General features: G+C 30.3%; 22 protein-coding genes. 4 read left to right on the plus strand and 18 right to left on the minus strand.

The features are described from left to right. Positions 1-102: 102 nt before the first annotated feature. From KFW21_02035 to KFW21_02070, 8 genes are all read right to left on the minus strand, one after another. Positions 103-507: a hypothetical protein gene (locus KFW21_02035; protein MDK2818210.1), complete on the minus strand. Its 405-nt coding sequence runs from the start codon at positions 505-507 to the stop codon at positions 103-105. A 48-nt stretch (positions 508-555) separates the two neighbouring features. After that, on the minus strand, positions 556-1,104 hold the full coding sequence (locus KFW21_02040; GenBank protein MDK2818211.1) for an NAD(P)H-dependent oxidoreductase: 549 nt from the start codon (positions 1,102-1,104) through the stop codon (positions 556-558). Between the two features lie 53 nt (positions 1,105-1,157). After that, positions 1,158-2,498, minus strand: coding sequence for a phosphoglucosamine mutase (locus tag KFW21_02045; GenBank protein ID MDK2818212.1), 1,341 nt, complete (start codon positions 2,496-2,498; stop codon positions 1,158-1,160). A gap of 138 nt (positions 2,499-2,636) precedes the next feature. Then, on the minus strand, positions 2,637-3,239 hold the full coding sequence (locus tag KFW21_02050) for a hypothetical protein (protein ID MDK2818213.1): 603 nt from the start codon (positions 3,237-3,239) through the stop codon (positions 2,637-2,639). Positions 3,240-3,279: 40 nt separating this feature from the next. Further along, on the minus strand, positions 3,280-3,684 hold the full coding sequence (locus KFW21_02055) for a hypothetical protein (protein ID MDK2818214.1): 405 nt from the start codon (positions 3,682-3,684) through the stop codon (positions 3,280-3,282). A 61-nt stretch (positions 3,685-3,745) separates the two neighbouring features. Continuing rightward, positions 3,746-3,904 (minus strand): OpgC domain-containing protein, encoded by a 159-nt coding sequence (gene opgC, locus KFW21_02060; GenBank protein MDK2818215.1) that lies wholly within the window; start codon positions 3,902-3,904, stop codon positions 3,746-3,748. Between the two features lie 46 nt (positions 3,905-3,950). Beyond that, positions 3,951-5,036, minus strand: coding sequence for a flavodoxin-dependent (E)-4-hydroxy-3-methylbut-2-enyl-diphosphate synthase (gene ispG, locus KFW21_02065; GenBank protein ID MDK2818216.1), 1,086 nt, complete (start codon positions 5,034-5,036; stop codon positions 3,951-3,953). Positions 5,037-5,109: 73 nt separating this feature from the next. Further along, positions 5,110-5,847 carry a hypothetical protein gene (locus tag KFW21_02070; GenBank protein MDK2818217.1) on the minus strand — a complete coding sequence of 246 codons (738 nt, stop codon included), beginning with the start codon at positions 5,845-5,847 and terminating at the stop codon, positions 5,110-5,112. 282 nt (positions 5,848-6,129) lie between these two features. Here KFW21_02070 and tsaE point away from each other — a divergent pair, with 282 nt between their 5' ends. After that, positions 6,130-6,558 carry a tRNA (adenosine(37)-N6)-threonylcarbamoyltransferase complex ATPase subunit type 1 TsaE gene (tsaE, locus tag KFW21_02075; protein ID MDK2818218.1) on the plus strand — a complete coding sequence of 143 codons (429 nt, stop codon included), beginning with the start codon at positions 6,130-6,132 and terminating at the stop codon, positions 6,556-6,558. A gap of 75 nt (positions 6,559-6,633) precedes the next feature. Here the strand turns inward: tsaE and KFW21_02080 are convergent, their stop codons facing one another. Next, complete coding sequence (locus tag KFW21_02080) at positions 6,634-7,251, minus strand: CHAP domain-containing protein (GenBank protein MDK2818219.1); 618 nt, start codon at positions 7,249-7,251, stop codon at positions 6,634-6,636. A 136-nt stretch (positions 7,252-7,387) separates the two neighbouring features. Here KFW21_02080 and KFW21_02085 point away from each other — a divergent pair, with 136 nt between their 5' ends. Next, on the plus strand, positions 7,388-8,089 hold the full coding sequence (locus KFW21_02085; protein ID MDK2818220.1) for a 5'-methylthioadenosine/adenosylhomocysteine nucleosidase: 702 nt from the start codon (positions 7,388-7,390) through the stop codon (positions 8,087-8,089). Between the two features lie 73 nt (positions 8,090-8,162). On the opposite strand, the gene KFW21_02090 is transcribed toward KFW21_02085, so the two are convergent. From KFW21_02090 to KFW21_02125, 8 genes are all read right to left on the minus strand, one after another. Continuing rightward, positions 8,163-8,525, minus strand: coding sequence for a hypothetical protein (locus KFW21_02090; protein ID MDK2818221.1), 363 nt, complete (start codon positions 8,523-8,525; stop codon positions 8,163-8,165). Between the two features lie 108 nt (positions 8,526-8,633). After that, positions 8,634-9,917: a tRNA (N(6)-L-threonylcarbamoyladenosine(37)-C(2))-methylthiotransferase MtaB gene (gene mtaB, locus KFW21_02095; GenBank protein ID MDK2818222.1), complete on the minus strand. Its 1,284-nt coding sequence runs from the start codon at positions 9,915-9,917 to the stop codon at positions 8,634-8,636. A gap of 9 nt (positions 9,918-9,926) precedes the next feature. Further along, entirely contained in the window at positions 9,927-11,774 is a 1,848-nt protein-coding gene (gene dxs, locus KFW21_02100; GenBank protein ID MDK2818223.1) for a 1-deoxy-D-xylulose-5-phosphate synthase, read from the minus strand. Between the two features lie 122 nt (positions 11,775-11,896). Continuing rightward, positions 11,897-13,873 carry an ATP-dependent zinc metalloprotease FtsH gene (gene ftsH / locus KFW21_02105; protein ID MDK2818224.1) on the minus strand — a complete coding sequence of 659 codons (1,977 nt, stop codon included), beginning with the start codon at positions 13,871-13,873 and terminating at the stop codon, positions 11,897-11,899. An 86-nt stretch (positions 13,874-13,959) separates the two neighbouring features. Next, positions 13,960-14,475 (minus strand): hypoxanthine phosphoribosyltransferase, encoded by a 516-nt coding sequence (gene hpt / locus KFW21_02110; GenBank protein ID MDK2818225.1) that lies wholly within the window; start codon positions 14,473-14,475, stop codon positions 13,960-13,962. A gap of 31 nt (positions 14,476-14,506) precedes the next feature. Continuing rightward, positions 14,507-15,817, minus strand: coding sequence for a tRNA lysidine(34) synthetase TilS (gene tilS, locus KFW21_02115; protein ID MDK2818226.1), 1,311 nt, complete (start codon positions 15,815-15,817; stop codon positions 14,507-14,509). Continuing rightward, on the minus strand, positions 15,814-16,332 hold the full coding sequence (locus tag KFW21_02120) for a DUF721 domain-containing protein (protein ID MDK2818227.1): 519 nt from the start codon (positions 16,330-16,332) through the stop codon (positions 15,814-15,816). Before KFW21_02120 ends, tilS begins: the two co-directional genes overlap by 4 nt. Positions 16,333-16,518: 186 nt before the next feature. Next, positions 16,519-16,866 carry a hypothetical protein gene (locus KFW21_02125; protein ID MDK2818228.1) on the minus strand — a complete coding sequence of 116 codons (348 nt, stop codon included), beginning with the start codon at positions 16,864-16,866 and terminating at the stop codon, positions 16,519-16,521. 181 nt (positions 16,867-17,047) lie between these two features. Here KFW21_02125 and flgG point away from each other — a divergent pair, with 181 nt between their 5' ends. Beyond that, positions 17,048-17,842: a flagellar basal-body rod protein FlgG gene (gene flgG, locus KFW21_02130; GenBank protein MDK2818229.1), complete on the plus strand. Its 795-nt coding sequence runs from the start codon at positions 17,048-17,050 to the stop codon at positions 17,840-17,842. A gap of 124 nt (positions 17,843-17,966) precedes the next feature. Further along, on the plus strand, positions 17,967-19,376 hold the full coding sequence (locus tag KFW21_02135; protein ID MDK2818230.1) for a hypothetical protein: 1,410 nt from the start codon (positions 17,967-17,969) through the stop codon (positions 19,374-19,376). On the opposite strand, the gene KFW21_02140 is transcribed toward KFW21_02135, so the two are convergent. Further along, on the minus strand, positions 19,342-20,265 hold the full coding sequence (locus KFW21_02140) for a tyrosine-type recombinase/integrase (GenBank protein ID MDK2818231.1): 924 nt from the start codon (positions 20,263-20,265) through the stop codon (positions 19,342-19,344). The two genes, KFW21_02135 and KFW21_02140, sit on opposite strands and share 35 nt — an antisense overlap. Between the last annotated feature and the right edge of the window lie 78 nt (positions 20,266-20,343).

Genomic DNA, 20,343 nt, shown 5'->3' on the forward strand with positions numbered 1-20,343 from the left:
GCCCTACTAAAATTAGTAGGGCTTTTTTCTTTATAAAGACTATTTTTATATTTCTACAAATGATATTTATAAAATAAAATCATGACAATATAGTTAAAAGATCTACTTTATTAAAAATATATCACCTTTTGTTGTAGATTGTACTAAATCAGCGGCTACTACAGGTGCTGTTATTAACACATCATCTTTTTCTCCAAATCCTATACCTACATAAAAAGTTAGTCCATTATGTATAAAACTATATACTGCAACAATAGCATTTATTTCGATTTCTACAAAAGTAAAAGGAATTCCAGCAATAGTAAAAGCACCATTTTTATCTACATTTACAACAGTACCTGCAATTATACTCACAGTAGGAGTTAAAGATTTAAACCAAATAACAGACGGCTCACTTGTTTTCCATGTTCCTTGAAATTCAGTTAGAAAAATTAATCGAGGATCTGTTGTTTTTGAACATTGAGAAAATAATATTAATAAAAACAATATGCTTATATTTTGTTTCACCATCACCTCTTTTATATAAATAGTATTATAAAAATTATTTACTATATACTAATAATGATCAAAAATATCTTTAACAAAATTATTAACTCTTTTATCTAATATAGATTTATCTTGATTTATAGTAATATTAGATTTAAAAAAGGGAGATATTTTTAAAAGTTTCATCCCTGTAAATAATACCATCGCCTCTATCCATTTGGTATATTGTGAAAATTCTTCTTGTATAAAACCATCTTTAGAGTAGGCACTTTCAGGAGCACCTAGAGTCATAATGATAATCAATTCTTTATTCTTTAATTCAGAATTTTTATCAGAATCAGGTTCTGTATAAGCAAAATCTTTCAAAAAAACTTTCTCTCGCCAATGAGTTAATAGACTCGGCATTCCTACCCAATATACTGGAAAAAGCAAAATAATTCTATCTGTTTTACGAAGAATATCTTGTTCTATAGCTACATTAATATTAAAATCTGGATATAATTGATCAAGATTTCTAACATCTAATAAGAGATCCAAAGAATTAATTTTCTCAAGAATCATCTTATTTACAATAGATTTATCTTGATCAGGATGAGAAAACCATAGTGTTGTTTTCATTATTTCCTCCATATGTAAGATATTATATAATAAATAATTTTTGTTAATTATATCTAAAATAATGTGTTTATTTTATTCAATAAAGATACTACTTTTTCTTCTGTAGAAGATTCTGCAATCAATCGTATAATAGGTTCTGTATTTGACAAACGAAGATGTATCCAAGATCCGTCTTCTAAATCCAAACGCAATCCATCTTCTACATTGATGTCAGCATTAGGAAAGATAGATTTCATTTGATCAAATAATTTATTCAAATCGCCATTAAAGTTATATTTTTCTTTTTTCATTACTACAGGAGGTAATTGCGATACGATCTCAGAAAGTGATTTTTTTTCTTTTGCCAATAATTCCAGAATCAAGGCAATACCAACGAGAGAATCTCTTCCTGCATTAACAGCTGGATAAATAATTCCACCATTTCCTTCTATTCCATAAAAAGATTTTTCTAAGGCTACTTTTTTGACAACATTAGCCTCACCTACTTTGGATCTAAAATATTTTCCTTGATATTGTTTGTTAAGTAAAGCTCCAGCACTAGAAGTACTCATATTCAGTACAATACTACCGCGTTCCCCTCTCATTAAGAGGGCTTGTAATGCAAGAACAGGGGTAAGTTCTTCACTCAACACATATCCCTTTTCATCCGCTACAACCAAACGATCTGCATCCGGATCTTGAGCAAAAGCGACATCTACTTTTTTAGACAAAATAAGATCTTTCAAATGTGTTAAATGTACAGGAATAGGCTCAGCAGGTCTTTCGAAACATCCATGTGGTTCATCATAAATATAAAAAGCTTTTATTCCTAAAGAATCAAATAATTTTTTAGTAGTCATAGATCCAGAGCAATTGACAGGATCTAACAATACTGTCAATCCAGAATTTTTAATAAGATCTACATCTACTGCTTTCAAAACAGCTGAAAGGTGCTTATCCACTACGAAATCATCCATAGAATAAGAACCAACTTTATCCCATAAAGGCATCTTTAAAGGAGCTGCTATATATTTATTGATAATTACAAGATCGTCTTCATCCGTAAATACTCCACCCTTTTTGACAAATTTGAAAGCATTCCACTCCAAAGGATTGTGCGATGCTGAAATCATAATTCCTGCATCAAAACCACACTCACGAACTCCATACAAAATAGTTGGCGTAGGTACCATACCAGCATCAACAACATCCAAACCCATTATATTCAAGATGCTTGCAGATAAACGAGCCATAACATCTCCAGTAGGTCTACCATCACGCCCCATTAATACTTTTTTACCACCTTTTTCAAGAACATAGGCAGCAAAAGCATGAGAAAATTTGATAATAGTATCCATATCAAGACTATCGCCCCAAATACCACGGACTCCTGAAACACTAACTTTTAAACTCATCTTTTTTCCCTTGGGTCATTTGCCCTTTTACCTTAGAATATTCAATATAAATACATCTCTGATATATCATTATTTTTCTTCATATACCTTATCAAGGATAGATATTCTATTGGTATATAATATTATTTTTTAATTTATCTAAAATTCATTTTTTACTATACAAACAAATTTAAGACTCTCTAATAATTCTTGAATTCGTTGCTGAAGTAAAGTGATATCCTTATTAATTAATAAAATATCGAATTCTTTAATAGAATTAAGAAAGAGTATTCTCATATCACCGATATTTTGTTTTTGTTCTATTTGTGTATCTGTCTGTAAAAAATAGGAAACTTCTATATAAGTACTTATATAATAAATCATACAATCTCTTGTTTTATCCCTAGTAATCATACCACATTTAGAAATCAAACTTTGCAATTTAATAAAAAGATTCATGAATTCTTGATCTGTAATCTTATTCAAAACATATAATTGATCATCGATAAATTTATTGATATTTTGATAATGATCTTTAAGTTCTGATTTTTCTCTTAATTCATCTTCACGAATAAGATCTTCATGACGAATTCTTTTTATGTGTATGTTATTCCACATACTAAAAATAATCGCTATAATAGGAGCTATAGTTGTCCCAAGAATCCCAGCGTAATCCCATATATCTTTTTTGAGAGTAAAGCTAGATCCTTTTTCCATCAATAGATAAGTCATATTTGTTATTTCATTTGTTATTGTAAGCATTTGAGAATTCCTTAGGACATCTAATATTTATTATACCATACTATGTTTTCAAACTATTAATCTTTGGTTTTAATTCTAATAATAATAACGGAATCATTATACTCAAAATTAAATTTTCTACCCTACGATTCTTCAGTATATCTATGATAAACATATGAAATAAATAAATATAAAAACTATTTTTACCAATTAATCCCAAAATATCTAATACTATTGTTGCAAATCTATTATGAACAAATAGATAATATAAACATAGTAACAAATAAATAAATAACACCGCATACATATCTGTAGCATAAGAAAACCAATACCAATATGAAGGGAGTACTACATTTTTGAAATTTTTATATACTATCAAATACAATACAAAAGCACTAGCTATACTTAAAATCCAATAATGAAATTTTTTCCAGTTGTATAAATACTTGTATAAAAAATCTTTCAAAGATATATTATCTGTATTTAAATGTTGGAATAATACCCCTAAATATAAAAGCATTAAATGTCTAATAGGAACTAATAAAAACAAAAATAGGTACTGCTTGAATAATATAAAAACTATCATAGATTGCAAATCTTATATCGCCAGGAATTATGTGAGTTAATATAACTAGAATCATAGCTGTTCCTTTTAAGAAATCTAAACTATTATCTCTAAATATCATAAATCTCACCTCTTATCAACATTAATATATTATTATCTATTTTTATTTAATCGTCATTTTTAACTTCTTCTTGTTTGATTTTATCCAAAGCTAATGTTTCTTCGAGTAGAGCTACTAACATTTCATCTTTAGAATACTTTCCAATAACTTCTCCTTTGCGGAAAAGCACGGCACTAGTTTTACCAACAGCAATACCTAGATCAGCCTCTCTAGCTTCTCCAGGCCCATTGACTACACAACCCATAATAGCAACTCTAATATAAGATTTGATTTGACTTGTTTTTTCTTTAAAAGCATGCACCGCTTCCAAAACATCATATTCCACACGAGCACAAGTTGGACAAGAAATAATTTCTATGCCCTCTTGCCGTAGTCCTAAGGATCTCAAAATAAAACGACCTGCTTCTACTTCTTGTACAACATCTCCAGTAATAGAAACACGCAAAGTGTCTCCTATTCCCTCTTGTAACAAAGTACCCATACCGATAGCATTTTTGACAACAGCTTGCATTCCATCACCAGCTTCTGTTACCCCTAAATGAATAGGATAATTACAACGAGTCGCAAAAAGTCTATTTGCTTCTATCATGGTAAGCACATTACTCGATTTGAAAGATATTTTAATATCTTGAAAGTCCAAATCTTCTAGTAATTTGATATGTTCAAAAGAAGACTCTACCATCGCCTCTGCTGTTGGATGTGGATATTTGTGTGGATTAAGTGAACCAGCATTAACACCTATACGAATAGGCACATTTCTTTCTTTAGTAGCTTTGATAACATCTTTTACATGATTCAAATTAGATATATTACCAGGATTCAAACGCAAGCCATCCACCCCAGATTCTAAAGCAATAAGTGCCAATTTGTAATTAAAATGAATATCAGCAATTATAGGAAGAGGTGATAGCCTTTTAATCTCGGCTAAAGCTAAGGCTGAAGCTTCATCAGGAACACCTAAGCGAACAATATCACAACCAGCCGAGGACAAACGGAATAATTGATCCACAGAAGCTTGTACATCTACTGTTGGAACACTTAACATTGATTGTATTGATATTTGATTAGCATTACCTATTTTGACATCACCAACAGAAATTTCTCTTGTTTTTCTACGCTTAATATTACTCATTGTTTCCTCTATAATATTATACATAAAAGGGATTTGATAGACAAATCCCTTTTATGTATAATATTGTAATAATTTAAAATTTAACCACTTCAGATTGAAAAATTTCCCTAACTTCAGCCATTGAAAATGTACCATCATAAAGCGGTGCTTTCACAGCTGCTCCAATAAGACCTTGTGTTTCATACTGTGATAACATAGACAAATCTTCTTTGGTAGAAACATTATTAGCAATATACAAATCTACAATATCGAGATCTAGTAAATTTTCAATAGCATCCCTATCTGGATGAACCATAGGCCCATTTTCTGTGTGATTACAAAAGAATATTTCATCAATACCAAATTCAGGTAAAGATCGAACTAAATCTACAGTCCTTTTACCAATAGCATATGTCATATTTTTGGTATAAACAAAACCATCTAAAGAATCTATCCATAATGCTACAGGGCCTATATTGTTAGCTAATATGTTACGAAGAAATTTTTTATTTTCTATCAAGGAAGTTGCAGACACAATTTTTGTATATTTACGCTGTTCAAAAATACGAACACTACGCAAATCTCTAATACCACCACAATAATAAATTCTTTCTTTAGTATTATTATCTAAATAATCTAATTGTTTATTATATTGTGGTTTTCCAAGTACAACACCATCCATATCTTTTAGAAAAATCGATTTTGCACCCTGATCTATCCAATGCCTTATATGTAAGGTTGGATTTTTTATACGAGCTGACATACCTTGTCTCTCTGGTATCCCAAACTCTGTATTTCCCTGTTTAATCTCAACAATCGGAACAAGTTTCACGTTCCGCCTCCCAATCTAATACTAAACTCATATATATTTGAAATTTATATATTTTAGACTTATAGATTTTTTATAATTTACTCAATATATTTCTCATAGTAACCCCTCAATCACACACAAGAATCGCACAAATTATGCACAAATTATACACTTTTATTTAAGTTTGGTCAAGGATATTTTATAAAATAATATATATATTTTATCTTTATTACTATTGCTACTATTAATAAAAAATTTATTTGTCCGATAAGGAAAGACAAAGAGTATTTGTGAGGAAAAATTATGTCTTCAACGCCCTATCATATAGCCAACACTAATGATTTTATTCCAATCATTTTAGACATTATTAATCAAAAATATCCTAAAACAGTTGTATTACAAGGCGATCTTGGTGCTGGTAAAACAAGCTTTGTAAGAAGTTTTATAAATCAACTGCAGGATAACACAATCGTCTCTAGTCCTACTTTCACACTAATGAATATCTACCATATCCACAATCTTACCATACATCATTTTGATCTCTATAGACTGACTAGTGTAGAAGAAGTTTTGGAATGGGGTTTTGAAGAATTCGTTACAGAATGTGATTTCGCTTTTGTAGAATGGGCTGAAAGAGCTTGGGAATTAATACCCTCTCCCTATACTTTAATAAATCTGAAACATGGTGAGTCTGAAACAGAACGGACGCTTAACATTTCTATTATTACATAAATAAAAAAAAACTTTCTTATAGCTTAAGAAAGTTTTTTAATTGAAATATCACACAATAATTTTTAATTATCATATTTATTTTTTACTTACAATTATACGAGCTGCACCTCTATACAAAGCTCCTGATAAATATTTTGGATTTACACCCTTTTTGCTAGAATTACGGATCAAATCATTATAACGAACCATTCTTCCAGATTGATTCATAGAGTAAATTTCAGGATAAGAAAGATTCATTTTTGCACGAGCAACACCCCTACTACCATAATGAAGATATGTTATTGTTTGATTTTCATCAACGGATTCAACCACACCTATATGTGAAAATTCATCATCCCATAGACCATTTTTATTTTTATCATAAGTATTGTCAAAAAAAACAATATCGCCTGCTTGAAGATTTTTGTGATCCAGTAGTAAATTATTTATGTTCAAACCATCCCAAATAGCGCTAACACCGCTATCACCTTGTCCATATAAATTTAATAGATTCAATCCTGCTGCATGAAATAAAAACGCTATAAATCCTGAACAGTCCCCATTATATTTGAATCCATTGATAGTAGCAAATTCTTTGAGTCCCACTAATTTTGGAGATTTATTTAATAATTTATTATAAAAAGTAATGTTATCATTAGCAAAAATTGGAAAACTCACCATACATAACACCAAACTAGAAATAAATTTTTTCATTATTTCCTCCCATTTTTATAAACATCGGTATTTATGATAAAAAAACTATAATTAATTAGAGTCTTCTATTATTAATTCGATTTTATTTACTTTTCATAAAAATAAATATACAATATATACATATTAAGGAGAATTTATGTTAGGAATTATTGGCGCTATGCCTGAAGAAATTGTACTTATTTTAGAAAATATAGAGAATCCATCAGAATCTATTAAAGGGCATATGACATATTATACAGGAAAATTAGGCAATCAGCAAGTAGTTCTCTGTCAATCTGGTATTGGTAAAGTAAATTCAGCTCTTGTTGCTGCTACATTAATCTATAGTTTTAATGTTACAGCTATCGTTTTCACAGGAGTTGCGGGTGGGGTTTACCAAAAATTAAATCTTGGAGATATTGTAATCGGTACGGATTTTTTATATCATGATTTTGATGCTACTGCCATTGGTTACAAATTATCACAAATACCTGATGATAATGAAGTTTCTATATTTCAATCTGACACTCAATTATCTCAAAAATTCACAGATCTTGCTATTGAGATGTTTGGAAAAGACAAAATTTATCGTGGGCGTATTGTTAGTGGAGACGATTTTGTAGCCTCTCAAGTCAAAATTAACAAATTAAGAGAGCTATTTGATGCTTATGCTACAGATATGGAAAGTGCTTCTGTTGCTCATGTATCTAACAAATGTAATATTCCTTGTTGTATTATCAGAGCCATTAGCGACAAAGCCGATGGTGTTGCAGCGGATACTTATACTAATTTTTTCAAAGAAGCTGCCAAAAATTCTGCTACATTAGTAGTAGAATTCACTAAAAAATATTCTTTATAAAATTGATTTTATTAATTAACAAAAAAAAGACAGTAATATATTACTGTCTTTTTTTATATTTAAATATAATTTGCTATTCGTGCATAATACTAAAATTTCTCCAAGAAGATTTAGTTAAATGTTTACCTTTTTTATTAACATATATTACTTTTAACAAATATTTACCATTTGCCCAAGAGCTAATATCTATCGAGTCTTTATAATTTTGGTCAGGAGATAATAATAATGTTATCATATTTTTACCCTCTGATCTTTCAAAAATTTCTATATTGATATAGCGACCCGCCTCTATATCTTCTGGATTTGGTTCTATAAATACAAACAAACTATCTTTCTTAATAATAGAATGTTCTTGTGGTTGTAATATTTTAGGAGGTGTTCCCCAGATTATTTGAACAAAACCTAGCACTATTATCATATATATAATTCTTCTCATAATAACCTCTACTCTACTTTACTTTAAAATAGACACTATTAACGAAAAGATCAATTATATATAACTTCTATAGAGTGAAATTTATAAAAATTTGAAACATGTTATATATTAGGAATAAGTTTTGAATAACAAATTACCATCTTTATCTATCACAACACTAGTTGGTATTATAGATATAAATTCATTCAATGCTATATCAGATTCTTTGAAGTGCACTCTAATATAATTTTCTGTATAAGCCTCTCTAATACCTTGTTTCGCTGTTTCTGTCAAAGCTTTGTAAGGCTTGCCCAAACAATATTCTTGAGCAAATTTCAAGGCTGTTTCTTGATAAACAACACGGAGCCTTTCTTCTCTATTTTTTTTTATAGAGGGAGCAAAATCATGCATCCGAGCAGCTGTTGTCCCTTCACGACGAGAATAAGGAAAAATATGGATGCGAGAAAATTGTGCTTTACGAATAATTTCTAAAGTTTCTTCAAATTCTTCTTCTGTTTCATTTGGAAATCCAACAATAATATCTGTTGTAATTCCAGCATCAGGACGAATCGCTCTGATTTTTGAAATTAATGCTAAAAAAGTATGGGAGTCATAATGTCTAAACATTCTTTTCAACACACTATCCGATCCTGATTGCACTGATAAATGAAAATGTGGAGCCATTTTTGGATGAGCCAAACAATCCAACAAGATAGGATCAAATTCATCTGGTTGTAAGGAAGACAGTCTCACACGAAAATCACCATCAAAAGCTAATAAAGATTGCACCATAGTTCCTAGATAACCTTCTTCTGATGCATAATCACTGAGATTAATACCTGTAAGAACAATTTCTTTGTAACCAGCTTCAAGCAATAATTGAAATGCTTTACGAATTTTCTGAGGTGATTGACTTCTACTACGACCACGAGCAAAAGGAATTTTACAAAAAGAACAAAATTTATCACAACCGTCTTGAATTTTTAGAAAAGCTCTTGTTCTTTCAAATCCTGATACTTCAGGAAATTCTGTATCATCTTTCCCATCAACTAATTTTTGTCCTAAATTTAGAAGAGGTAAATACTCATGTATACTAAATTTTTGTTCATTTCTCAAAATAAGATCTATATAATTTTCTTCTGCTAATTCCATTCCATCGGTAGTGGCATAACAGCCTGTTGCTATTACTTTTTTACCTTGATTTTTGGCTCTACGCATATACTTACGGCCTTTATCATCTGCTTTAGCAGTAACAGTACAAGTATTCACAATGACAATATCTGCATCTTCTTGTTGATCACAGATTATATATCCCCTATCTTTGAGATTTGCTGTAATTGCATTTCCTTCAAAAGTATTTAATTTACAACCCATATTAATCATATGTATTTTTTGGGATTTATTTTCTATCATATTTGACCCTTAATATAAATTATCTAGTATTTCTTTGGTAAGATTTATTGCTTCAAATCCAAAATCTTTTAATAATCCTTCACGGGTATCTGTATTCGGAAATTGATCATTAATATTTTTAATCAATAAAGAAGTGTTTTTGTCTATTTTATTTTGCAAATATTCTCCTATACCACCAGTAGCGATCCCCTCTTCTAATAAAACAATATGTTTTTTCGCATTAAGATAGGTAATAACTGTATCATTGATAGGCTTTGCAAATCTCAAATGATAAATAGCGTAATTTTTATGATGTTCTGTTAATAATTTTTGTATCATTAAAGCTTCTTCTAATAAAGAGCCAAAAATCACAATCACTCCATCATTACCCGATACAAGTTCTATTCCTTGCCCTAAGATAATATCCTCTGTAGACTTATCCCAAATAGGTGCTATATCTTTAGGATAGCGTATTGCTACTGGTTTTCCCCAAATAAGTGCTTGCGTTAACATTAGTTGTAATTCTTTTTCAGTAAGAGGACTCATAATAATCATATTAGGAATAATACGAAGATAAGCAATATCAAAAATACCTTGGTGTGTTTTGCCATCACCAGGGACTAAACCCGATCTATCCAAACAAAAAATCACTGGATATTCTGCAATAGCAACATCGTGTAATACTTGATCATAAGCTCGTTGTAAAAAAGTAGAATATATTGCTACAATTGGTCTTTTACCTTGTATCGCAAGACCTGCTGCACAAGTAACTGCGTGTTGTTCTGCAATACCAACATCAATAAAACGATTAGGAAATTGTTTGGAATAATTAATAAGACCTGTTCCTTCCCGCATTGCGGCAGTAAGAACAATAATATCTTCATTCTTTTCTGCTAAAGTGCAAACTATCTCACCAAATATACTAGACCAAGATTTTCCTTTTTTTGGATTCAAAGAAATACTATCATCTTTGGCTGAGATTCCATGATAATTAATAGGATCTTTTAGTGCATCTACCGATCCTCTGCCTTTTTGGGTAAGTACATGAAGTAATAAAGTTGTTTTGTGATTTTTAACTTCTTCAAAAATACTAATCAATTGAGATAAATTATGTCCATCAAAAGGCCCTAAATAATGCACCCCGAGATTTTCAAAAATATTCTGTCTATTAAAAAATCGTTTTTTAATAGATGATTTTATGGCAAATAATAGATCATGAATCCAGCGTCCTATCTTAGTATAAGACAGGATGCCAGACACTTCTTTTTTTAAAGATAGGTACATTTTGTTCGTGCGTAGGATATTAAGATGTTTAGAAATACCACCTACATTTTCGGAAATAGACATTTTATTATCATTTAAAATAATCAATAAAGGAACTTCTCTCCAAGATGCATCATTCAAAGCTTCATAAACCATACCACTGGTAAAAGATCCATCACCGATAATAGCTACCGTTGAACTATTATTTTGATCAATTTTTTTTGCTGTTGCTATTCCCACTCCTAAGGATACAGAAGTAGAACTATGTCCTGCATGAACAATATCATGTTCACTTTCCATGGGCGAAGGATATCCAGACATGCCGTTTTTTTTACGAAGTGTTGGAAATTTATCTTGTCTTCCTGTAAGGATTTTATGTACATAAGATTGATGCCCTACATCCCAAATAAAAGCATCTTTAGGTGAGTCAAAAACATAATGTAAGGCTACAGTTAATTCTACAACACCCAAATTTGGAGCCAAATGTCCTCCAGTTTTGGTAACATTATCTATAAGAAAATCCCGAATTTCATCTGATAATAAAGACAATTCTGCGAGTGATAATTTTTTTAAATCTGAAAGATTATTAATTGTTGGTAATATACATTTATTCATAGATATTATTATAACATTTTATTATTTATTATTCAATAACAAATATTTATTAATATAAACAAAAAAAACCTCTCCTAAAATAAGAGAGGTTTTTATTATTATATCTATTTATCTACAAAAGATTATACTTTTGTTTCTTCTGTATTTTTTGCTAACACTTCAGATGCGTCATCTAAAGTGTTAATTGTTTCGATAGCAGGAAATACACGAGCAGGATGTGTTTTTCTAAATTCATCTAAAATTGGAAATTTAGGTCTATTAACATCACCTAATATAGCTATCACTTCAGTAGAAGAAAGTGTTTCTTTTTCTAACAAAACTTCAGCAAGATCTATTAATTTATCTTTATGTTCGTTTAACAAAATCAATGCTCTTGCATAAGCTTCAGAAACGATTCTTTTGATTTCTGTATCTATATCTTCATGTGTTTTTTCAGAGTATGTCTTTCGGCTTGAGATATCTTTTGCCAAGAATACAGGACCTTCACTTTCACCATACTGGATAGTACCTAAAAGATCACTCATCCCCCATTCACACACCATAGCTCTAGCATATTTTGTAACATGTTCTATATCTCCACGAGCACCTGCAGATATATATTCTTTACCGAACATAATTTCTTCAGCAACACGACCACTCAAAGCCATGATGATATTTTCTTCAACTTTTTTCTTAATAAAAGAATATTTATCATTTTGTGGAAGGAAAAAAGTAACTCCAAGTGCTTGACCTCTAGGAATAATCGTAACTTTATGAATAGGATCAACTAATGTCAAATAGTGCCCAGAGACAGCATGCCCAGCTTCATGATAAGCTGTTGTAAGCTTATCTTCGTCTGTCATTACCATAGAGCGTCTTTCTGGTCCCATCATGACTTTATCTTTTGCATATTCAAAATCATTGGCTGTTATTTCTTTTCGATTTTCACGACCAGCTTTTAAGGCAGCTTCATTAGCAAGATTCTCTAAATCTGCTCCTGTAAATCCTGGAGTACCTTTAGCGATTATAGAAAGATCTATATTTTCAGCTAATTTTTTCTTCTTTGAATGTACGACCAGAATAGCTTCTCTCGCTTTTACATCTGGTCTATCTACAATAACTTGTCTATCAAAACGACCTGGTCTTTTTAAAGCAGGATCGAGAATATCTGGTCTATTAGTAGCTGCGATAATAATTAATCCCTCAGAAGAATCAAAGCCATCCATCTCTACAAGAATTTGATTGAGTGTTTGTTCTCTTTCATCATGTGAACCACCCCAGCCTGATCCTCTAGCACGACCAACAGCATCAAGCTCATCTATAAAAATAATAGCAGGAGCTTTTTTACGCCCATTAGCAAAAAGATCTCTAACTCTTGAAGCACCAACACCAACAAACATTTCAACAAATTCAGAACCTGAAACACTGAAGAAAGGAACATTCGCTTCTCCAGCAACAGCTTTAGCTAAGAGTGTTTTACCTGTTCCTGGAGGGCCTACCAAAAGAACCCCTTTTGGTATTTTTGCTCCTAAATCTAGAAATTTCTTAGGGTGTTTTAAAAATTCTACAACTTCTTCCAAATCATCTTTGGCTTCTGTTACACCTGCAACATCTGAAAACATCTTTTTCTCACCAGTATCACTATGAAGTCTAGCTTTAGTTTTACCAAAATTCATTGCTTGACCTGGTCCACCACCACCACCGCCTTTAGAAAAAGAAGACCAAAGCATTAATACACCAGCAGAAATAATTAAAATCCACCAAAAAGAAGAACTAGTACCCGATGATTGGACAATCTTACCTTTAGTAAGAATGTTTTTTTCTTTTAAAAGTGGTAATAACATAGGATCATTCATAGGCATAATAGTCAAAAAGTTTTTGACTACATTTGTATTTTTACTAGTATATATACCTTCAATTTTTTGACCTTGAATAGAAATAGATTCAATATTATCATTTTCTAATTGTTGAAAAAACTTAGAATATTCAACTACTGTCGCTGGAGATTCAAGTTTTGACCATACCACAAAAAGACCTAAAGTGATTAATAAAAATACTCCTATAGTCAGTCCTTGATTTCCATTAGATGGGAGTTTTTTTTTAGTTTTCTTTTTATTCATTAGATATTCCTTGTTCAGTATTTTTATAGGTTTTTCAATGTCTTAATATAAATATACAAATCATTTACAATAAAAGTAAATGATCTTTACACCCAATAACCAATATATGGTAAATTTCTAAGATATTGATTGTCATCTAATCCATATCCAATAACAAAATGATTTGGAATGTCAAAGCCTATCCAATCAGCTTTAATATCAACTCTTCTATTTTCTATTTTGTTTAATAACACAGCTATCTTACAAGACATAGGGTTATGAAAATTCTTTATATGTTTCAAAATATGTTCAAAAGTTAAGCCTGTATCTAAAATATCTTCAATTATTACAATTTTTTTACCTTCAATATTTTCAGAAAGATCTCTTGTAATTTTAACATGACCTGAGCTTATATTATCTATATAACTCTGTGTTTCGATAAAATCCATACGAACTTTTCCCGTAAGACAACGAAATATATCTGCATAAAAAGGAATAGCACCCTTGAGATTAGCTATAATTACAGCCTCATCATCACCTATATAATCATTGATGTTTTGAGCTATCTCTTTGACTCGTTGTGCTATCTGCTCTTGAGTAAATAAAACTTCTAATTTTTTCATCCAAAATATTCCTTATGATAAAATAATATGTTTATAAGCTTTCTATATATAGTCCTAATTGACTATCTACAGCTCTTACACTAGGAATAATATAAACAAAATTATAAGCACACAAACCTACAACAAGATCATTTTTTATAATCACTTGTGCCAAAGATCTTTGAGATAGTGGAACTTTTTTGTCTTTTAGAATTTGTCTCATTGTTTTAGTACCTTCATTCCAAGAAATACGCTCTCCAACATAAGGTGATCTCAAAAACAACTCATCTTCTATCATATAAAATAGACCATATCCAACAACTTGCTTTATTTTCCATTCTAATAATTCTAATGATATTACTTTAGTATGAATGATAAATGATTTTTTTTCAAGCATTTTATATTGATTTTTTAAAATAATTACAATTTTACCTTGTTCTTTTAATATCTCACCACCAGAAGAACTATATAATACAATACTATGATCTTGATTGTCTTGTAACATAATAATAATTTTTAGCAATTGAGAACGAGAAATACTTACTCCAAAAGCATGTATTATTTTGTATTGTATCAATCGTTTTTGTATTATTACATGCTCTTGAAGAAATTGTTGTACGGAACATTTATTATTATGGAATAATTCTGATTCTTTTTTTTTTGTATAAGAGCACAGAAAATCTTCTTCTTCTACCCTCGATTCTGATAAGCTTATTATTTTGTTATCAAAACCATTTATTTTTTGTTTTAATAGAGGTATAATATTTAATCGTAAAAAATTACGAAGATAAATAGTGTTTTTATTAGAACTATCTTCTATATATAATATGTCGTTTTCTTTAATATAGGATTCGATTTCTTCTTTAGAAATAAAAAGCATAGGTCTTATTATTTCCAAAGAAGAAATATTATCTAATACTCGTTTATGAGGAATAAAAATATTTAATGATCCTCTTAAAATTTTTAAGAAAACTGTTTCTATAAGATCATCTTTGTGATGTGCTGTTAGAATTTTAGTAATATGGCGCATGTTAGCAGCTTCTGTAAAAAGTCTATAGCGTTCTTTTCTAGCATTATTTTCAAAATCAGCCATATTCAAAGACAAAGCTACTGCTGTCAACTCTTGAAATTCTATTCCTAAATTTTTACAATAAGTATTAATCGCTTCCGATTCATGTTTACATTCTAGTCTTGTTTGATGATTAACATGGAAGACAATAATATTTTTTGAAATAGTAGTACAAACATGAAGTAAAAACATAGAATCCTTCCCCCCAGAAACAGCAAGAGCTATTTTGGAAGAAGGTGAACTCTGTTTAAAAATCTCTACTAATAGATGAGTAAGTTTTATAATATTTGTCATTGCTCATTTTTGTGTTGCAAATTTTTGCATATTATCAAATAATCTATCATCGATTGAGTCATATCTGGAGACATTGATAAGGCTTGGACTTGTTGATTAATTTGCTCTCTATCCTCTTCTGATACATTTATAAAAGGGACTTGGGGTATATACGAAGGTTCTAGATCAATAAATGGATGATGAGATTGCTGAAAACGAAGAGCGTGTATTTTGAATCGATTGGGTATTTTTTCCAAATAGTCTGCTACATAAGCTGTTAGTGCTGTTTGTGTACTTCCATCAGTAACATGTACTAACAAGCGTCTTTTAATCTCTCCAGTTTCTTGACCATTTTCGTCTTTTTTGGGAATATACTCACACTTGGCTACTTGACTTCGTTGTGCCATTTTATCACCAACAATATCTTTCCATATTAGGCGGATTTCAGCAACAATTTTGACATTTAAGGGTATCCTTTTTTCTATCAAACGAACGAATTGTTTTAGAGCCTTAAAAGATGACGATTTATAATGCAAAGGATACCTCTTTATTGTGTATATTATCTCCTAAAAAGATAGCGTTTCAACATGTTTACACTCATCTATTTTAGGTATTTTGTAGTACCATCATATTACAAAGATAGATTTATTATTAGATTAAATTTTTACTAGACACCCAAACTATTAGACACTTATTGATTTGCTAAAATTATAATAAAAGTATTAATTATTGTTCTTACTTTTGATAAATTTTTGTACCATCTCTTGGACATCATCAATAGAACCTTTTTCTTCAAAAATATAGTAAGATACCAAATCTAAGTATTGAAGAATCAATTCTCCTCTATGAGTATGTGCTACAATATTAGGAACGGAAAGCTTAGTGTCTAAAGTCCAATACACATTAGGAAGCATAACTAATGTGTTTTTTTGAATAGGGTGCACTTGACAGTCGGGTCTTTTTACTAACTCTTCAAAGACTTCTTCCGTACAGTACAAATCTGGTTTGTAAGTATCTGTATCATGCATAATTTGAGAAATCACTTGTTCGATATTTTGTATGGTAGACATATAACACCTCTTAATTATATATTAAAACATATCTAATTATACTAAATATTAATAAAAAAAACAATAAAGATCTCATAAAAAAAGATAAAAAAAAACTAATGCTTCTTATAAATATTCCGATATTTATAGAGCAGTACTCTGTAGATTGAAAGAGAGAGTAATACTCTGGGAGGATACTATTATGATGCGTTCACTATGGACAGCAGCTTCTGGAATGGTTGGGGAACAATTCCATATAGATACAATTTCAAACAATTTAGCAAATATTAACACCACAGGATTCAAAAGAACTCGTGCTGAATTTGAAGATCTTCTATACCAAACACAACGCCTAGCTGGAACACCTTCTTCGGAAGTCACCCAAAATCCTATTGGAATCCAAACAGGCCTCGGCGTAAAAGTATCAGGAACACAAAAATTCTATACGCAAGGTAGTTTACAACAAACAGGGAATGTTCTTGATATTGCTATCGAAGATGAAGGATTTTTTGCTGTTGAAATGCCTGACGGTACTACCGCATATACAAGAGATGGTACTTTTAAAATAGACGCAAATAGAGATATTGTTACCTCTCAAGGTTATTATTTATTACCTAAAACTCAACTTCCTGATGATTTTGAAATCACCTCGCTAAGTATTACTCCAACAGGTACTGTTAGTGTGAAAGTTTCTGGTGAAAATGATCCTCGTGAAATTGGTAATATCACTTTACAGCGTTTTATCAATCCAACAGGATTAACTAATCTTGGAGAAAATCTTGTCAAAGAAAGCCCAGCTTCAGGATCTCCTGTAGAAGGAATTCCAACTCAGCAAGGTTTTGGCGCATTGAGACAAAGTTTTTTAGAAATGTCTAATGTCTCTGCTATTACTGAAATGGTAGATATGATCGTTGCACAAAGAGCTTATGAATTCAACTCTCGTGCTATCCAAACAAGTGATAACATGTTAGGTTCTGCCGTGTCTTTAAAAAGATAAATAATTAAATAAAAATATAGATAAAAACAACCAACATTAGTTTTGGTTGTTTTTTTATGTTTATTATTCTATAATGATACATATAAAAAATTAATATCATCCTTGAATTATTAGAGAGGTATCTATGAGATATCCTATGCAATTTATTTTACCTGCTTATACTTATAAAAATGTTAGTATCCATTCTGAAGATTTTCCACAAGATATTGATAAACAACTAACATTCTGTGGAAAACGGCATTGTTTTTCTACAGTCATATCATTACCCCCTGGAACTTATCATTATCAATTTGATGCAGATGGCGTGCTAATTCCTGATACCTTAAGAACTATCTCTAGTGAATTTGCGACTATACATATTGGATCTACAGATAATAACGGTATTATTTTTGATATTGACAAATCATTTGTAAAAAACAAGCATTTGGTCTTGCTCATAGGCTTGGACTGTACTGTTTGGAAAAATGCTGTTTTGAATATTCAAACCCTGCAAGGTATGCAAACAATACACGGACACAGTACTTTTATAGAAGGTTCTTTTGATTATCAAATGTTTGTTATTGATATCACTCAAGAAGAATCTTTATTCGCTTTTTTTGAATTAATAGGATATGCTGATAATTGTTTTTTTGGAGCTAATGGCATCAAACAAACAGAATGGGCTATTGAACCTTTCGAAATAAAAGAACATCTCTCCCCCCCTATCCCTCCCTCAGATATTGTTGGTATTTATCATTTATCAAATAAAAAATCTGTTGTAGATTTTGAAAAACATAATTCTTATTTCACCAAATTTCCTATAGATTATATTTCAGGAAATATTCCTGAAAATTCTCTATTAAAAAAAGAGTTTAATCAATTCACAAATCTCCAAAATATACTTCCTCTTACCTGTTTGTTGAGAGATATTTTCTTAGAAACAGAAGACTTTAATCCTAGCTTGGGTCTTTTAGGTCGTTTTGCTTATGAACACAGACAAGATATGGCAGAAATATCTTTCTCATTATCAGATGATCTTGTTTCTTTTTGGGATCTTACCAAAAGGAATTTTAAAGTAGCTGCACGAGGGATAGGATTTCAATTATTAGGATCTATGACCCCTCTTATTTATTTTGGGGAAGAAATTGGACTTCACAAAACAGGCGAAGATAGAAATATGCTCTGGACAAAAATAAAATGGAACAAAGATCTTTATAATTTCTATCAAAAACTATTGAAATTAAGAATAAAATATCCTGTATTAAGACAAGGTAGATTTAGACTCATTTTACAAGACTGTTGTTTGTGGGGAATTGAACGCTATATGGATGGGGAGGATTCTATTTATATTTTTGCCAATCATTCTAAAAATAATATTATTATTGACCTTACTCAAATAATCAGTTATTCAGGACCTATTATTGAATTACTTTCCAATCATCCTCTCAAGCGTAAAAAAGTATGCACTGTTTTTGGAGAATCTCTTGTAGCCTTCAAATCTAACAAATCTAAAAGTAAAATTATTTGTATAGGGCAAGAGGATGATGAAGAATAAGAGTATCTCTTAATTCATCACGAGAGACATGTGTATAAATTTCTGTTGTCGCCAAACTATTATGACCTAGTAACTCTTGTATCATTCTCAGATCAGCACCATGTGATAACATATGCGTTGCAAAAGCATGTCTTAACATATGAGGATGTAGTTTTGTAATATCCAAGTTTTTAGAATATTGATTAATTACTTTCCATACAAACATTCTTGACACATGTTTTCTAAATTTTGATGTAATCACAAAATTACACAAGATACCTTTCAAATACTCCTGTCGTACAGGAAAATACTTTCTAATCAGTTGTTTCAAACGATTTCCCATAGGAATAAGTCTTTCTTTGTTACCCTTTCCCAAAACTCGTATTATTTCTTCTTCTATATATATATTGTTTATTCTTAATTGGCATAATTCTGATACACGAATACCACAAGAATATAACAATTCAAAAATCATCGCATCTCTTAAAACAGGAAATGAACCGTCATTATTATCAAAAAATGCAAACACATCATCAAGCTCATCTTCACTTACGATATTAGGTAATTTCTGCACTAATTTAGGAAGATTTATTAATCCCATAGGATCATCATCCCTTATTTCCAAGCGTTGTAAATCTTTGTAAAAAGATCTAAAGCATGATATTTTTCGAGACATCGTTTTAGGGGAAAGAAACTCTCCATAGCTTTCTTTTGAATTTTTATTTAGCGTAATCAAATAATTAGTTATTTCTTGATAGACAACATCTTTAATATCCCGCCCTAAATATAATTCCAAATCTACAAGATCCTTCTGATAAGCAATTATTGTATTAAGAGAGTAATTCTTTTCATATTTGAGGCGTCTCAAATATTGAGTTATAGAATTTTTAACATTCATTATATTTTTCATTATATGTACTCTTTATATTTTTATACTTTATTAAAGGATCGGAGTTTTTTATCATTTGTATATATTTTTCTAATGTTT

The organism is Spirochaetota bacterium (assembly GCA_030154445.1).
Taxonomy (GTDB): Bacteria; Spirochaetota; Brevinematia; order Brevinematales; family Brevinemataceae; genus Brevinema_A.

Excerpts from the sequence above, each read along its gene's own strand:
- KFW21_02040 (MDK2818211.1), bottom strand. The coding sequence starts at position 1,104 with ATGAAAACAACACTATGGTTTTCTCATCCTGATCAAGATAAATCTATT.
- KFW21_02045 (MDK2818212.1), bottom strand. The coding sequence starts at position 2,498 with ATGAGTTTAAAAGTTAGTGTTTCAGGAGTCCGTGGTATTTGGGGCGAT.
- KFW21_02050 (MDK2818213.1), bottom strand. The coding sequence starts at position 3,239 with ATGCTTACAATAACAAATGAAATAACAAATATGACTTATCTATTGATG.
- opgC (MDK2818215.1), bottom strand. The coding sequence starts at position 3,904 with ATGATATTTAGAGATAATAGTTTAGATTTCTTAAAAGGAACAGCTATG.
- ispG (MDK2818216.1), bottom strand. The coding sequence starts at position 5,036 with ATGAGTAATATTAAGCGTAGAAAAACAAGAGAAATTTCTGTTGGTGAT.
- tsaE (MDK2818218.1), top strand. The coding sequence starts at position 6,130 with ATGTCTTCAACGCCCTATCATATAGCCAACACTAATGATTTTATTCCA.
- KFW21_02080 (MDK2818219.1), bottom strand. The coding sequence starts at position 7,251 with ATGAAAAAATTTATTTCTAGTTTGGTGTTATGTATGGTGAGTTTTCCA.
- KFW21_02085 (MDK2818220.1), top strand. The coding sequence starts at position 7,388 with ATGTTAGGAATTATTGGCGCTATGCCTGAAGAAATTGTACTTATTTTA.
- KFW21_02090 (MDK2818221.1), bottom strand. The coding sequence starts at position 8,525 with ATGAGAAGAATTATATATATGATAATAGTGCTAGGTTTTGTTCAAATA.
- mtaB (MDK2818222.1), bottom strand. The coding sequence starts at position 9,917 with ATGATAGAAAATAAATCCCAAAAAATACATATGATTAATATGGGTTGT.
- dxs (MDK2818223.1), bottom strand. The coding sequence starts at position 11,774 with ATGAATAAATGTATATTACCAACAATTAATAATCTTTCAGATTTAAAA.
- ftsH (MDK2818224.1), bottom strand. The coding sequence starts at position 13,873 with ATGAATAAAAAGAAAACTAAAAAAAAACTCCCATCTAATGGAAATCAA.
- hpt (MDK2818225.1), bottom strand. The coding sequence starts at position 14,475 with ATGAAAAAATTAGAAGTTTTATTTACTCAAGAGCAGATAGCACAACGA.
- tilS (MDK2818226.1), bottom strand. The coding sequence starts at position 15,817 with ATGACAAATATTATAAAACTTACTCATCTATTAGTAGAGATTTTTAAA.
- KFW21_02125 (MDK2818228.1), bottom strand. The coding sequence starts at position 16,866 with ATGTCTACCATACAAAATATCGAACAAGTGATTTCTCAAATTATGCAT.
- flgG (MDK2818229.1), top strand. The coding sequence starts at position 17,048 with ATGATGCGTTCACTATGGACAGCAGCTTCTGGAATGGTTGGGGAACAA.
- KFW21_02135 (MDK2818230.1), top strand. The coding sequence starts at position 17,967 with ATGAGATATCCTATGCAATTTATTTTACCTGCTTATACTTATAAAAAT.
- KFW21_02140 (MDK2818231.1), bottom strand. The coding sequence starts at position 20,265 with ATGAAAAATATAATGAATGTTAAAAATTCTATAACTCAATATTTGAGA.